Source organism: Citrobacter gillenii (assembly GCF_013337685.1).
Classification (GTDB): Bacteria; Pseudomonadota; Gammaproteobacteria; order Enterobacterales; family Enterobacteriaceae; genus Citrobacter; species Citrobacter gillenii.
This window is the reverse complement of sequence record NZ_SUQN01000002.1, coordinates 714,551-728,299: the sequence shown is the minus strand read 5'-3', so window position 1 is coordinate 728,299 and position 13,749 is coordinate 714,551. Positions and strand designations below refer to the sequence as shown.

The window sequence follows — 13,749 nt, the reverse complement described above, 5'->3', positions numbered from 1 at the left end:
TTTCAGGCTGCGGTAATCAGCCAGCAATTGTGGATCTGACGGTTACGGGCAAAGTCCTGAGAAAGCGTTTTTTGGGTAATTTCTTGTGCTTTCAATCCCAGTTCAGCCAGTCCGTCGAGATCCATACGGAATCCACGTTTGTTGTTAGAGAACATGATCGTGCCGTCTTTACGCAGCAGACGCTTCAGATCTTTCATTAGCGCCAGATGATCGCGCTGCACGTCAAACGAGTCTTCCATACGTTTTGAGTTAGAGAAGGTCGGTGGATCGATGAAGATCAGATCAAACTGTTCATTGGCTTCGCGCAGCCAGCCCAGGCAGTCGGCCTGAATTAAACGATGCGCGCGGCCGCTCAGCCCGTTGAGTCGCAGGTTACGTTCCGCCCACTCCAGATAAGTACGAGACATATCGACCGTTGTGGTGCTGCGCGCACCGCCAAGCCCGGCGTGTACGCTGGCGCTGCCGGTATACGAGAACAGATTGAGGAAATCTTTACCCTTGCTCATCTGGCCCAGCATGCGGCGCGCAATACGGTGATCCAGGAACAGACCAGTATCAAGATAGTCGGTCAGGTTAACCCACAGGCGCGCGTTGTACTCGCTCACCTCAATGAATTCACCCTTCTCATTCATCTTCTGATACTGGTTTTTCCCTTTCTGCCGTTCACGGGTTTTCAGCACCAGTTTATTCGGCGCAATCTCCAGTACCGACAGCGTGGCGGCAATGATGTCAAACAGACGCTGGCGAGCCTTCTGGGCATCAACCGTCTTCGGCGGCGCGTATTCCTGAACCACAACCCAGTCACCGTAGCGGTCGACCGCGACGTTGTATTCTGGCAAGTCAGCATCGTACAGGCGATAGCATTCAATGCCTTCCTGACGCGCCCATTTTTCCAGCTTTTTGATATTTTTACGCAGACGGTTGGCGTAGTCTTCCGCCACCGTGGCAGGCTTGCTGTCTGCGGTGGTTTCCGCGACGTGATAGTTTTTCTGTACGCAATCCAGCGGGCCGTTTTTGGCTTTAAACTGCTTGTCAGCGCGTAATTGCAGACTGCTGAGCAAATCCGGTGAGGCGCTGAACAGCGACAGATTCCAGCCGCCAAACTGGTTTTTCATCGTGCGGCCCAGCAGGCTGTGTAGTGCGATCAGCGCCGGTTCGCTATCCAGACGTTCACCGTACGGCGGGTTGCTGATAACGGTACCATACGGACCTTGCGGTAGCGGGTTACTCAGTTTCGCTACGTCTTTGACGTCAAATGTCACCAGATCGGCAATCCCAGCGCGGCGGGCGTTGCTGCGCGCTTTTTCAATCACTCGGGCGTCGCTATCAGAGCCATAGAAGTGCGACGTATAGTCCGCCAGCCCTTTACGCGCGCGAACCTGTGCTTCCGCTTTCACCTCTTGCCAGACCGCTTCATCATGCTGCGCCCAACCGTTAAAGCCCCAGTAGCCACGGTGCAGACCGGGTGCGCGATCGGTTGCCCACATCGCGGCTTCAATCAGCAGCGTACCGGAACCACACATCGGATCGAGCAGCGGCGTACCCGGCTGCCAGCCAGAACGCATCACGATAGCCGCAGCCAGCGTCTCTTTGATCGGCGCCTGACCGGCACGATCGCGATAGCCGCGCTGATGCAGACCATCACCGCTAAGATCGAGGGCAATGCTGGCGGTATCTTTGTTCAGCCAGACGTTAATACGCAGATCCGGGGATTCGCGATCCACATTCGGACGGGCCATATTTTTACGGGTAAAGGAATCGACAATCGCGTCCTTTACTTTTAATGCGCCGTACTGGCTGTTACGAATGGTGTCGTTTAAGCCGCTAAAATGCACGGCAAACGTCGCTCCTGGGTTAAATATCTCTGTCCAGTCGATTGCCTGAACACCGAGGTACAGATCAAGATCGCTGTAGACCTTGCACTCTCCCATCGGCAGGATAATGCGCGAGGCCAGGCGGCTCCACATCAGGCTCTGGTAAACAAGCCGCGTGTCGCCCTTAAAATGGACCCCACCCTGAACCACCTGGCACTCCGCGGCGCCGAGGTTTTCCAGTTCAGTTTTTAACAGCTCTTCCAGCCCACGGGCCGTACTGGCAAACAGAGAATTCATAATGTCACTTTTACTCCAATAAAATTGCTGCGCATTATAGCTAATCTCGCGCCCTTGTCATAAAGTTGAAGGCTTATTTTCGTTCGAGGGGCTGTACAGTGGTAACGTTAACCCGACTTTTTGTTCATCCGGTTAAATCAATGCGCGGTATTGGGCTCACGCACGCCCTGGCAGACGTTAGCGGTCTGGCCTTTGACCGCATCTTTATGGTTACCGAACCCGACGGAACGTTCATCACCGCCCGGCAGTTCCCCCAGATGGTCCGTTTTACCCCTTCCCCTTTACACGATGGGTTGCACTTAACCGCACCCGACGGCAGCAGTGCGTTGGTCCGTTTTGCCGACTTCGCCACCCAGGATGCGCCAACAGAAGTCTGGGGAAACCATTTTACTGCACGTATCGCGCCAACAGCTATCAATCAGTGGCTCAGCGGTTTTTTCTCGCGCGATGTACAGTTACGCTGGGTTGGCCCACAGTTAACCCGCCGGGTCAAACGCCACGACGGCGTACCGCTCTCGTTCGCCGATGGTTTTCCTTACCTTCTGACTAATGAAGCCTCACTGCGCGATGTGCAGCAACGCTGCCCGGCCAGTATCAGAATGGAGCAGTTTCGCCCCAACCTGGTGGTCTCAGGGGCTAGCGCCTGGGAGGAAGACACCTGGAAGGTGATTCGCATTGGCGAGGTCATCTTTGATGTGGCAAAACCCTGCAGCCGCTGTATTTTCACCACTATCAGCCCTGAAAAAGGCCAGAAACATCCGTCCGGTGAACCGCTGGCAACGCTGCAAACCTTCCGCAGCGCGGTGGATAACGGCGATGTCGATTTCGGTCAGAATCTCATCGCCCGCAACAGCGGCGTGATCCGCGTTGGCGATGAAGTTGAAATTTTGTCCACCGGGCCCGCCCGAGCTTACGGCGCGGTGGCTTCCGATGACACTGTTGCACAACAGCAGCAGCCTGACGCCAGTGTGCTTATCGACTGGCAGGGGCACACCTTTCGTGGCAACAATCAACAGGTGTTACTGGAACAACTGGAAAACCAGGGGATCCGGGTTCCTTATTCGTGCAGGGCGGGGATCTGCGGATGCTGCCGGATTCGGCTGGTAGAGGGCGAAGTCAGTCCGCTGAAAAAATCAGCGATTGGTGATGACGGGACGATTCTTTGCTGCAGTTGTGTGCCAAAAACAGCGGTCAGGCTGGAGAGTTAAACGGCCTGCTCAAGGCTGAAACTGTCGACAGGGAGTTGCGGTTTCAGTCTGTCATTCATGATTTTAATGGCGTCGCCAAGCTGCATGGTGCGCCCGGCAATAACCACGCCCGGCTGTGCCAACAGACACAGGGCCGCATTTTCCCCCGGCTCAACCACTAACAGATTGACCTGTTCCTCGGTATCGCTTAAATACACGCAGGCAGCGTCACCTATCCTCGGTGACCAACTAACAGTGTGCGCCACAAAGTGCCAGCTTTTTGGCATTTGCGGTTTTAGATAACGAATAGCCACCAGCGCATTGAGTACCAGCTCCGCTTTTTGCTCTTTGGCTAAATCCAGATCACGGCATTTTTCTTCAAAAGAAAAATAAAGCGCGGCATCATCAACACAAAAACCGGACGGAGAGAATGCATCGGGTGTGAGCATTTTGCGCGCAAAACGCGAACGAAATAACATGCCATTGGCTAAATCGAGCATCATACGATCGTGCTCTTCATCATAATACCAGCGCCAGTTATCGTCGGGTTTAATTCGCATCAGTATCTCTCCATTCCTTAATCATCGTCGTTACGACAGTATCCTTTTGCCGCTTCGTTTATTGCCCTAATAATAAAAGCTCAGAATGTTTAAATAAGCAACAGTAAAGGAATATAAAACAACCAGGGCCAGAAATAAAGCCCTGGTTTGTGATTAAGGTAGTATTCAGATATTGGTGATGATTTCTTTAATCAACGGCGGGCCTTTAAAAATAAAGCCTGAATAAATCTGAACCAGGGAAGCCCCTGCGGCTATTTTCTCACGCGCAGCGATGACTGAGTCGATACCGCCAACCCCGATAATCGGCAGTTGCCCTTTTAATTCCCGGGACAACATACGAATAATTTCGGTGCTTTTTAATTGTAACGGTCGACCACTCAGGCCACCCATTTGATCGCAATTTTTCATTCCCTGTACCAGGGAGCGATCGAGCGTGGTGTTGGTGGCAATGACGCCATCAATATTATGGCGAACTAAACTGTCGGCTACCTGGATCAGTTCTTCTTCAGAAAGATCCGGGGCGATCTTTACCGCCACCGGAACATATTTATGGTGGATCGCCTGGAGATCGTTTTGCTTATTTTTAATTGCCGTCAGCAAATCATCCAGCGCTTCGCCGTATTGCAGCGTGCGTAACCCTGGCGTATTAGGTGAGGAAATATTAATCGCAATATAGCCAGCATAAGCATAGACTTTTTCCATACAAATCAGATAGTCATCTTTGCCATTCTCTACCGGGGTATCTTTGTTCTTACCAATATTGATCCCCAGAATGCCGTCAAAATGCGATTTCTTAACGTTCTCTACCAGGTTATCAACGCCCAGGTTATTGAAGCCCATGCGGTTGATCAAACCTTCTGCGTCAACCAGACGGAAAAGACGTGGCTTATCATTACCCGATTGAGGACGTGGCGTCACGGTGCCTATCTCAATTGAGCCGAACCCCATTGCACCGAGTGCATCAATGCACTCCCCGTCTTTATCCAGCCCGGCGGCAAGACCGAGCGGATTCTTAAACGTCAGCCCCATGCAGGTCACCGGTTTTGCCGGTACTTTCTGGCGGACAAGCGCTTCGAGCGGCGTGCCCGTAATGCGACGTAATTGCTGGAATGTCAATTCATGAGCGCGCTCTGGATCGAGCTGAAAAAGGGCTTTACGAACGAAGGGGTAGTACATGAACTCTCCTGGATTCCCGGTGTGCAAACCGGGGGCGTATTATGTGCGATCGTGAACAAAAAGGGAATTGACCTGCGGCAATAAAACGCAAACGTTTTCTTTCTTCTCCTCCTTTTATGCAGTTTTCAGCTTTTCTATCCCGCATAAATCATTTCGATAAACAAAATCTCTCTGCCAGACTGCACAAATTGTTATCAATGTTAAATAAAAACGAATATTTGGTTATAAGGAGAGAATATAAATATGCGCGTTATCACTCTGGCGGGTAGCCCACGCTTCCCCTCTCGCTCCAGCGCCCTACTGGAATATGCGCGAGAAAAACTGCATGGACAGGATGTCGAGGTCTATCACTGGAATCTGCACAATTTTGAGCCCGAGGATCTGATCTATGCGCGCTTCGACAGTCCGGCACTGAAGACGTTTATCGAACAGTTGCAGGATGCAGACGGACTGATTGTCGCCACGCCGGTCTACAAAGCGGCCTATTCCGGCGCATTGAAAACCTTGCTTGACCTGCTCCCCGAACGTGCACTGGAAGGCAAAGTCGTGTTGCCACTGGCCACCGGCGGCACCGTGGCACATTTGCTGGCCGTCGATTACGCCCTGAAACCAGTACTCAGCGCACTGAAGGCCCAGGAGATCCTGCACGGCGTTTTCGCCGATGATTCGCAGGTTATTGATTATCAACATAAGCCGCAGTTTACGCCGAACCTGCAATTACGCCTGGACAATGCACTCGAGACCTTTTGGCAGGCGTTGCAGCGTCGTGATGTCCAATTTGTGCACGTGAACACGCTGCGGGGTACCGCCCATGCTTAATTTACTCAAACGCCATACATCGTGGCTAGCGCTGACCGGACTGCTGTCTTTATCCACGCTGGTTCACGCCGCAGAGACCGCGCCAGACGCCCTGCGCATTGGCTATCAGAAAGGCAGCGTCAGCATGGTGCTGGCTAAAAGCCATCAGTTGCTGGAAAAACGCTACCCGCAAACAAAAATCTCCTGGGTAGAGTTCCCAGCCGGCCCGCAAATGCTGGAGGCGCTCAATATCGGCAGCATCGATCTGGGCAGCACTGGTGATATCCCGCCGATTTTTGCTCAGGCCGCCGGGGCCGATCTGGTCTATGTCGGCGTCGAACCGCCAAAACCGCATGCGGAAGTGATTTTGGTACCGAAAGACAGCCCCATCCACACCGTCGCTGAGCTTAAAGGGCATAAAGTCGCCTTCCAGAAAGGCTCTAGCGCGCACAATCTGCTGCTGAGAGCCCTGCAGCAGGCCGGGTTGAAGTTTACCGATATCCAGGCCACCTATCTGACGCCCGCCGATGCGCGTGCCGCTTTCCAACAGGGGAATGTGGATGCATGGGCAATTTGGGACCCTTACTACTCCGCCGCCTTGCTGCAGGGTGATGTACGCGTACTCAAAGACGGTACCGACCTTAAACAGACCGGATCGTTTTATCTCGCCGCACGCCCTTATGCCGAGAAAAACAGCGCATTTATTCCTGGCGTGCTGGACACCTTCAGCCAGGCCGATGCCTTAACACTCAGCCAACGCCAGCAGAGCATCACCCTGTTGGCGAAAACGATGGGGCTACCTGAGCCGGTCATAGCGTCCTATCTGGACCATCGCCCGCCAACCTCCATTACGCCCGTCAGCGCTTCTGTTGCCGCATTGCAGCAACAAACTGCCGATCTGTTTTATGACAATCGGCTGGTGCCGAAAAAAATCGACATTCGCCAGCGAATCTGGCAACCCACTCAGCAGACAGGAGCAAAATTATGAGTCTGAATATGTTCTGGTTTTTACCCACGCACGGTGACGGCCATTATCTGGGAACAGAAGAAGGTGCACGCCCGGTCGATCATGGTTATCTGCAACAAATCGCGCAAACGGCCGACCGCCTGGGATTTACCGGGGTACTGATCCCGACAGGCCGCTCCTGTGAAGATGCCTGGTTGGTTGCCGCCTCAATGATCCCGGTCACCCAGCGGTTAAAATTTCTGGTCGCGCTGCGCCCCAGCGTGACGTCCCCCACTGTGGCGGCACGCCAGGCGGCGACGCTCGACAGACTGTCCAACGGTCGGGCGCTATTTAATCTGGTAACCGGCAGCGATCCACAAGAGTTAGCAGGTGATGGTGTTTTTCTCGATCACACTGAGCGTTATGAAGCCTCCGCTGAATTTACCCAGGTATGGCGACGCTTGCTACAGGGCGACACCGTGGATTTTAACGGTAAACACGTTCACGTCCGTGGGGCAAAACTCTTTTTCCCGCCCGTGCAACAACCCCATCCGCCACTGTATTTCGGCGGGTCTTCCAACGTCGCGCAGGAACTGGCCGCAGAGCAGGTTGATCTGTATCTGACCTGGGGTGAGCCGCCCGACTTGGTGAAAGAAAAGATAGAGCAAGTACGGGCAAAAGCAGCGGCGCTTGGGCGTAAGATCCGTTTTGGCATTCGCCTGCACGTGATTGTGCGCGAAACCACCGCAGAGGCATGGCAGGCAGCGGATCGCCTGATTGCCCATCTGGATGATGAGACCATTGCCAAAGCCCAGGCGGCTTTCGCCAGAACCGACTCTGTGGGCCAGCACCGAATGGCAGCGCTGCACAACGGCAAGCGCGACCAACTGGAAATTAGCCCGAACTTGTGGGCGGGCGTTGGACTGGTACGTGGCGGGGCCGGGACCGCACTGGTGGGGGATGGTCCAACAGTGGCGGCACGGATTAATGAGTATGCCGCGCTGGGTATCGACAGCTTTGTGTTGTCCGGGTATCCACATCTGGAAGAGGCGTACAAGGTCGGCGAGCTACTGTTCCCGCATCTGGATGTCTCGATCCCAGAAATACCGCAGCCGCAACGCCTGCATCAACAAGGTGAAGCCGTGGCGAACGAATTTATTCCGCGTAGCGTCGCGCAACGCTAAGGAGCCCGATGATGGCAACGCCGCAAAATAAGTGGTTACTTCGCTTTGCTCCGTGGTTTTTACCGATTGGTCTGGTGGCGCTCTGGCAGCTGGCATCATCCATGGGCTGGCTGTCCACCCGCATCCTGCCCTCTCCAGAAGGTGTAGTAGAAGCTTTCTGGACGCTTTCCGTCAGCGGCGAGCTTTGGCAGCATCTGGCGATCAGCACCTGGCGGGCAGCGATCGGCTTTTCTATTGGCGGATCGATTGGCCTGACGTTGGGGCTGATAAGCGGCCTGTCACGCTGGGGGGAACGGTTGCTGGACACCTCGGTGCAGATGCTGCGTAACATACCGCATCTGGCGCTGATCCCTCTGGTCATTTTGTGGTTCGGTATTGATGAATCCGCCAAGATCTTTCTCGTTGCCCTGGGTACATTGTTCCCGATTTACATCAATACCTGGCACGGGATCCGCAATATCGATCGCGGGCTGGTGGAAATGGCTCGCAGCTATGGGTTATCCGGTATTTCACTGTTTATCCATGTGATCCTGCCCGGCGCTCTGCCCTCGATCATGGTCGGCGTACGTTTTTCCCTTGGGCTGATGTGGCTGACGCTTATCGTGGCGGAAACCATTTCAGCGAACGCTGGCATCGGCTACCTGGCAATGAATGCCCGCGAATTTCTGCAAACGGATGTGGTCGTGGTGGCCATCATTCTCTACGCCCTGCTCGGCAAGTTGGCCGACATCAGCGCGCAACTACTGGAACGTAGCTGGCTACGCTGGAACCCGGCTTACCATGCGAAGGAGGTCACCGTATGAATACCACGCGTTTAAATCAGGGAATTCCGCTACTGCTAAGCGGCGTAACAAAACGCTACGGCGCCAATACGGTGCTCAATCAGCTAGATTTGCCTGTTCCAGCGGGGCAATTTGTTGCCGTGGTGGGCCGCAGCGGTGGCGGGAAAAGTACCCTGCTGCGTCTGCTGGCCGGTCTGGAATCGCCCACCTCAGGGGAATTGTTCGCCGGCACCGCGCCGCTGGCAGATATTCAGCATGATACGCGAATGATGTTTCAGGACGCACGCCTGCTGCCGTGGAAATCAGTCATTGATAACGTAGGACTGGGCCTTAATGGCCACTGGCAAGATGCAGCCCGGGATGCGCTGACGTCTGTTGGGCTGGAAAATCGGGCGCAGGAATGGCCTGCCGCCCTTTCCGGTGGGCAAAAACAGCGCGTGGCGCTGGCACGGGCACTGATTCATCGTCCCGGATTACTGTTGCTGGATGAACCACTGGGCGCGCTGGATGCGTTAACCCGTCTGGAAATGCAAGATTTGATTGTCTCGCTGTGGCAAAAGCAGGGATTTACCGTACTGCTGGTCACCCATGATGTCAGCGAAGCGGTGGCGATGGCCGATCGCGTGTTGCTGATTGAAGATGGAAAAATTGGTCTGGATTTGACGGTAGATATTCCACGTCCACGCCGACCAGGTTCAGTGCGCCTGGCAGAACTGGAAGCAGAAGTATTGAATCGGGTGATGCAGCGTGGCGAGGCAGAACAGTCAATCCGACTGCATGGATAAACATTCAGGACATTGTAGGCCCGGTAAGCGTTTGAGCCACCGGGCATTTTGCCGGATGGCGGCTTTACCGCCTTCTCCGGCCTACAAAACGACAGGTCAACGTCTCAGGCTAACGCTTTGGTTATCTTCTCGAACAGATCGCCGGACAGATTCTCCAGACCTTTCAGTTGCTCGAGCGCCGCACGCATCTTCGCCTGGCGTTTGGCATCATAACGTTTCAAGCGGATCAGCGGCTCAATCAGACGTGAGGCCACCTGCGGGTTACGGCTGTTCAGCTCGGTCAGCATGTCGACCAGGAACTGATAACCGCTACCGTCTTCCGCATGGAACGCCGCCGGGTTGCTGCCCGCGAAAGCGCCAATCAAAGAACGAATACGGTTCGGGTTGCTCATGCTAAAGGAACGATGCTGCAACAGGCCGCGTACCGTTTCCAGCACGTTGTCCGCCGGGCTGGTGGATTGCAGGATAAACCATTTATCCATCACCAGACCGTCATGATGCCACTTGTCGTCATACGCCTGCATCAGCGCATCGCGACACGGCAACTGCGCCGCTACCGCCGCAGACAGGGCCGCCAGCGCATCAGTCATGTTATTGGCTTCACGGTACTGCTTGCTCACCAGGGTATCTGCCAGATGCGTTTCGCCGAAAGCCAGGAAACGCAGACAAGCATTACGCAGCGTGCGTTTGCCAATATCGCCATGTTCAACGCGGTATTCTGCAAGATGGTTGGCGTTATACACGGCCAGGAACTCATCTGCCAGTTCGGCAGCCAGCGTACGGGTTAACGCCTCGCGCACGTCGGTAATCGCCACTGGATCGATAATCTCAAACAGCTCGGCAATTTCATTCGCCGAAGGCAGCGTCAGGATTTCTGCCGCCAGCGCCGGATCGATTTTCTCATCCAACAAAATGGCACGGAACGCATCAGCCACGTGCACCGGCAGCGACAGAGGTTGCCCTTGCTGATGGCGAGCAACGTTCAGCTTGATATAGGTGGCCAACAGGCTTTGCGCCGCATCCCAACGAGAGAAATCGTTACGCGCGTGACGCATCAGGAAGGTTAACTGCTGATCGCTCCATTTATATTCCAGTTTTACCGGTGCAGAGAATTCGCACAGCAGCGCCGGAACCGGCTGGAAGTAGACGTTATCAAAGACAAAGGTTTGTTCCGCCTGGGTGACGTTGAGCACAGAATTCACCGGATGCCCGCCTTTTTGCAACGGGATCACTTTGCCTTCGTTGTCGTACAACTCAATGGCAAAAGGAATATGCAGCGGCAGTTTTTCTGCCTGATCCGGTGTAGCCGGCGTACGTTGGCTTATCGTCAGCGTGTACTGTTCGGTGGCCGGGTTATAGTCATCACGTACAGTCACAATCGGCGTACCGGACTGACTGTACCAACGGCGGAAATGCGAGAGATCGACGTTAGACGCATCTTCCATCGCCTGCACGAAATCATCACAGGTCGCTGCGCTGCCATCATGGCGCTCAAAATAGAGCTGCATTCCCTTCTGGAAATTCGCTTCACCCAGCAGGGTGTGGATCATCCGGATCACTTCTGCGCCCTTTTCGTACACGGTCAGGGTATAGAAGTTGTTCATCTCAATGACACTATCCGGGCGGATAGGATGCGCCATCGGGCTGGCGTCTTCGGCAAACTGCAGACCGCGCATGGTACGCACGTTGCTGATCCGATTAACGGCACGAGAGCCAAGGTCGGAGCTAAACTCCTGGTCGCGGAACACGGTTAAGCCTTCTTTCAGGCTCAACTGGAACCAGTCGCGGCAGGTCACACGGTTGCCGGTCCAGTTGTGGAAGTATTCGTGGCCGATCACGCGCTCAATATCGAGGTAATCTTTGTCGGTGGCGGTATCGGTACGCGCCAGCACGTATTTGGAGTTAAAGATGTTCAGACCTTTATTCTCCATCGCGCCCATATTAAAGAAGTCCACCGCGACAATCATGTAGATATCGAGGTCATACTCAAGGCCAAAACGCTCTTCATCCCACTTCATGGAATTTTTCAGCGAGGTCATCGCCCACGGTGCGCGATCCAGATTGCCGCGGTCGACGTACAGCTCTAACGCCACTTCTCGCCCGGAACGGGTGGTAAAGGTGTCACTCAGAACGTCGAAATCACCGGCTACCAGGGCAAACAGGTAGCATGGTTTCGGGAACGGATCCTGCCACTGTACCCAGTGACGACCGTTGTCCAGCTCGCCCTGAGCAATGCGGTTACCGTTAGACAGCAGGAACGGATAGCGGGTTTTATCGGCGATAATTTTAGTGGTAAACCGTGCCAGCACGTCAGGACGGTCGAGATACCAGGTAATATGGCGGAAACCCTCCGCTTCGCACTGCGTGCACAGCGCTTCGCCGGACTGATACAGGCCTTCCAGTGCGGTATTCGTCGCCGGACTGATTTCATTCACGATACGCAGCGTAAAACGTTCCGGCAGGTGGCTGATGACCAGCGCCCCCTCTTCTTCTTTATACTCTGTCCACGGTTCGTCGTTCACGTGGATTGACACCAGGGTCAGATCCTCGCCATTCAGGCGCAGAGGTGCATCAGACGCACCATGACGGACAGCCTGGCTCACGGCAGTGACCACGGTTTTTTCAGCATCCAGGTCAAAGGTCAAATCAATATCAGTAATCTGGTAATCCGGCGCACGGTAGTCGTGGCGGTATTTGGCTTGTGGCTGTTGTGTCATAAAAAACCTTTAGCATCTATGGTAGAGTCTCGGGTTCAGTCTATTCCTGTTGCGTAAATCGCGCTACGCAGAATGTTCATCTTTTCAGGCACAAACACCCTTTTTGCTACATTTGTATAACACGAGGCACGAATTGCCCTCGACCAGAAAGTCAGCTTATGGTGTGATCGGGGTTCAATAAATCGCTAAACAGGGTATACTCCAGCGGTTTTCTTAGTTGTTTATTGTACTAAACGCTCCCGTGAGAGGATGCTACTGCGCACCTATGACACAATTCGCTTCTCCTGTTCTGCACTCGCTGCTGGATACAGATGCTTATAAGTTGCATATGCAGCAAGCCGTTTTTCACCACTACTATGATGTACAAGTAGCGGCTGAATTTCGTTGCCGTGGCGATGACCTGCTCGGTATTTATGCCGATTCTATTCGCGAGCAGGTGAATGCTATGCAGCACCTGCAACTGCAGGAGGACGAGTACCAGTGGCTCTCCGGCCTGCCTTTCTTTAAAGCTGATTACCTCAGCTGGCTTCGCGATTTCCGCTATAACCCGCAGCAGGTATGCATCACCAACGATAACGGTAAGCTGAATATTCGTTTAACCGGCCCGTGGCGTGAAGTCATCATGTGGGAAGTCCCGCTGCTGGCAGTGATTAGCGAGCTGGTGCACCGCTACCGTTCGCCAGAAGTTGGGGTGCCGCAGGCGCTGGATGAACTGGAAGGCAAACTAGTCGAATTCTCTGCTTTAACGAAAGATGTCGATATGTCCCGCTTCCATCTGATGGATTTTGGTACGCGCCGTCGTTTTTCTCGTGACGTGCAGCAGGCGATTGTTAAACGTCTCCAGCAAGAGCCATGGTTTGTGGGCACCAGTAACTACGATCTCGCCCGCCGCCTGTCATTAACTCCAATGGGGACTCAGGCACACGAATGGTTCCAGGCTCATCAACAAATTAGCCCTGAACTTGCCACCAGTCAGCGCGTCGCACTTGCCGCCTGGTTGCACGAGTACCCTAATCAACTCGGCATTGCGCTGACCGATTGCATCACCATGGACGCCTTTTTACGCGATTTCGGCGTTGAGTTTGCGACCCGCTATCAGGGTCTGCGCCATGACTCTGGCGATCCGCTGGAATGGGGTGAAAAAGCCATCGCGCATTACGAGAAATTGGGTATCGATCCACTGAGCAAAACGCTGGTGTTCTCCGATAATCTCGATTTGAAGAAAGCAATCGAACTGTATTGCCACTTCTCTTCTCGCGTGCAGCTGAGTTTTGGGATTGGCACGCGCTTAACCTGCAATATTCCTCAGGTCAAGCCGCTGAATATCGTTATCAAGCTGGTCGAATGCAACGGCAAACCGGTGGCGAAGTTGTCCGACAGCCCGGGTAAAACCATTTGCCATGATAAAGCGTTTGTCCGCGCGCTGCGCAAAGCCTTCGATCTTCCGCATATCAAAAAAGCCAGTTAATCTCTCAAGGGAGTCGTTTCGACTCCCTTTTCGCG

Annotated in this window: 11 protein-coding genes; 7 read left to right on the top strand and 4 right to left on the bottom strand. The window is 54.0% G+C overall.

The features are described from left to right. Positions 1-2 precede the first annotated feature (2 nt). Positions 3-2,111, bottom strand: coding sequence for a bifunctional 23S rRNA (guanine(2069)-N(7))-methyltransferase RlmK/23S rRNA (guanine(2445)-N(2))-methyltransferase RlmL (gene rlmKL, locus FCH32_RS07130; RefSeq protein ID WP_117341731.1), 2,109 nt, complete (start codon positions 2,109-2,111; stop codon positions 3-5). Positions 2,112-2,209: 98 nt separating this feature from the next. Here rlmKL and FCH32_RS07125 point away from each other — a divergent pair, with 98 nt between their 5' ends. Further along, positions 2,210-3,319 carry a YcbX family protein gene (locus FCH32_RS07125; RefSeq protein ID WP_115258922.1) on the top strand — a complete coding sequence of 370 codons (1,110 nt, stop codon included), beginning with the start codon at positions 2,210-2,212 and terminating at the stop codon, positions 3,317-3,319. On the opposite strand, the gene zapC is transcribed toward FCH32_RS07125, so the two are convergent. Both zapC and pyrD read right to left on the bottom strand, forming a co-directional pair. After that, positions 3,316-3,858 carry a cell division protein ZapC gene (zapC, locus tag FCH32_RS07120; RefSeq protein ID WP_117341729.1) on the bottom strand — a complete coding sequence of 181 codons (543 nt, stop codon included), beginning with the start codon at positions 3,856-3,858 and terminating at the stop codon, positions 3,316-3,318. The two genes, FCH32_RS07125 and zapC, sit on opposite strands and share 4 nt — an antisense overlap. 165 nt (positions 3,859-4,023) lie before the next feature. After that, positions 4,024-5,034: a quinone-dependent dihydroorotate dehydrogenase gene (pyrD, locus tag FCH32_RS07115; protein WP_096757651.1), complete on the bottom strand. Its 1,011-nt coding sequence runs from the start codon at positions 5,032-5,034 to the stop codon at positions 4,024-4,026. A gap of 243 nt (positions 5,035-5,277) precedes the next feature. On the opposite strand from pyrD, the gene ssuE reads away from it, so the two are divergent. The 5 genes from ssuE to ssuB are packed head-to-tail and all read left to right on the top strand — an operon-like array spanning position 5,278 to position 9,529. After that, complete coding sequence (ssuE, locus tag FCH32_RS07110) at positions 5,278-5,853, top strand: NADPH-dependent FMN reductase (protein WP_115258925.1); 576 nt, start codon at positions 5,278-5,280, stop codon at positions 5,851-5,853. Further along, complete coding sequence (locus tag FCH32_RS07105) at positions 5,846-6,820, top strand: sulfonate ABC transporter substrate-binding protein (protein WP_174360688.1); 975 nt, start codon at positions 5,846-5,848, stop codon at positions 6,818-6,820. The genes ssuE and FCH32_RS07105 overlap by 8 nt, the downstream gene beginning before the upstream one ends. Then, the gene (ssuD, locus tag FCH32_RS07100; RefSeq protein ID WP_174360687.1) at positions 6,817-7,962 is read left to right on the top strand and encodes an FMNH2-dependent alkanesulfonate monooxygenase; all 1,146 of its coding nucleotides are present in this window, start codon (positions 6,817-6,819) and stop codon (positions 7,960-7,962) included. Before FCH32_RS07105 ends, ssuD begins: the two co-directional genes overlap by 4 nt. A gap of 11 nt (positions 7,963-7,973) precedes the next feature. Next, the gene (gene ssuC / locus FCH32_RS07095) at positions 7,974-8,765 is read left to right on the top strand and encodes an aliphatic sulfonate ABC transporter permease SsuC (protein ID WP_137362383.1); all 792 of its coding nucleotides are present in this window, start codon (positions 7,974-7,976) and stop codon (positions 8,763-8,765) included. Beyond that, complete coding sequence (gene ssuB, locus FCH32_RS07090) at positions 8,762-9,529, top strand: aliphatic sulfonates ABC transporter ATP-binding protein (protein WP_174360686.1); 768 nt, start codon at positions 8,762-8,764, stop codon at positions 9,527-9,529. The genes ssuC and ssuB overlap by 4 nt, the downstream gene beginning before the upstream one ends. A 104-nt stretch (positions 9,530-9,633) precedes the next feature. Here the strand turns inward: ssuB and pepN are convergent, their stop codons facing one another. Beyond that, on the bottom strand, positions 9,634-12,246 hold the full coding sequence (gene pepN, locus FCH32_RS07085; protein ID WP_146717095.1) for an aminopeptidase N: 2,613 nt from the start codon (positions 12,244-12,246) through the stop codon (positions 9,634-9,636). A 265-nt stretch (positions 12,247-12,511) separates the two neighbouring features. Here pepN and pncB point away from each other — a divergent pair, with 265 nt between their 5' ends. Then, complete coding sequence (gene pncB, locus FCH32_RS07080; protein ID WP_115258931.1) at positions 12,512-13,714, top strand: nicotinate phosphoribosyltransferase; 1,203 nt, start codon at positions 12,512-12,514, stop codon at positions 13,712-13,714. The last annotated feature ends 35 nt before the right edge of the window (positions 13,715-13,749 follow it).

Bases quoted from the DNA above. Each gene is read 5' to 3' on its own strand.
- zapC (WP_117341729.1), bottom strand. From the start codon at position 3,858: ATGCGAATTAAACCCGACGATAACTGGCGCTGGTATTATGATGAAGAG.
- FCH32_RS07105 (WP_174360688.1), top strand. From the start codon at position 5,846: ATGCTTAATTTACTCAAACGCCATACATCGTGGCTAGCGCTGACCGGA.
- ssuB (WP_174360686.1), top strand. From the start codon at position 8,762: ATGAATACCACGCGTTTAAATCAGGGAATTCCGCTACTGCTAAGCGGC.
- ssuE (WP_115258925.1), top strand. From the start codon at position 5,278: ATGCGCGTTATCACTCTGGCGGGTAGCCCACGCTTCCCCTCTCGCTCC.
- ssuD (WP_174360687.1), top strand. From the start codon at position 6,817: ATGAGTCTGAATATGTTCTGGTTTTTACCCACGCACGGTGACGGCCAT.
- pepN (WP_146717095.1), bottom strand. From the start codon at position 12,246: ATGACACAACAGCCACAAGCCAAATACCGCCACGACTACCGTGCGCCG.
- rlmKL (WP_117341731.1), bottom strand. From the start codon at position 2,111: ATGAATTCTCTGTTTGCCAGTACGGCCCGTGGGCTGGAAGAGCTGTTA.
- pncB (WP_115258931.1), top strand. From the start codon at position 12,512: ATGACACAATTCGCTTCTCCTGTTCTGCACTCGCTGCTGGATACAGAT.
- ssuC (WP_137362383.1), top strand. From the start codon at position 7,974: ATGGCAACGCCGCAAAATAAGTGGTTACTTCGCTTTGCTCCGTGGTTT.
- pyrD (WP_096757651.1), bottom strand. From the start codon at position 5,034: ATGTACTACCCCTTCGTTCGTAAAGCCCTTTTTCAGCTCGATCCAGAG.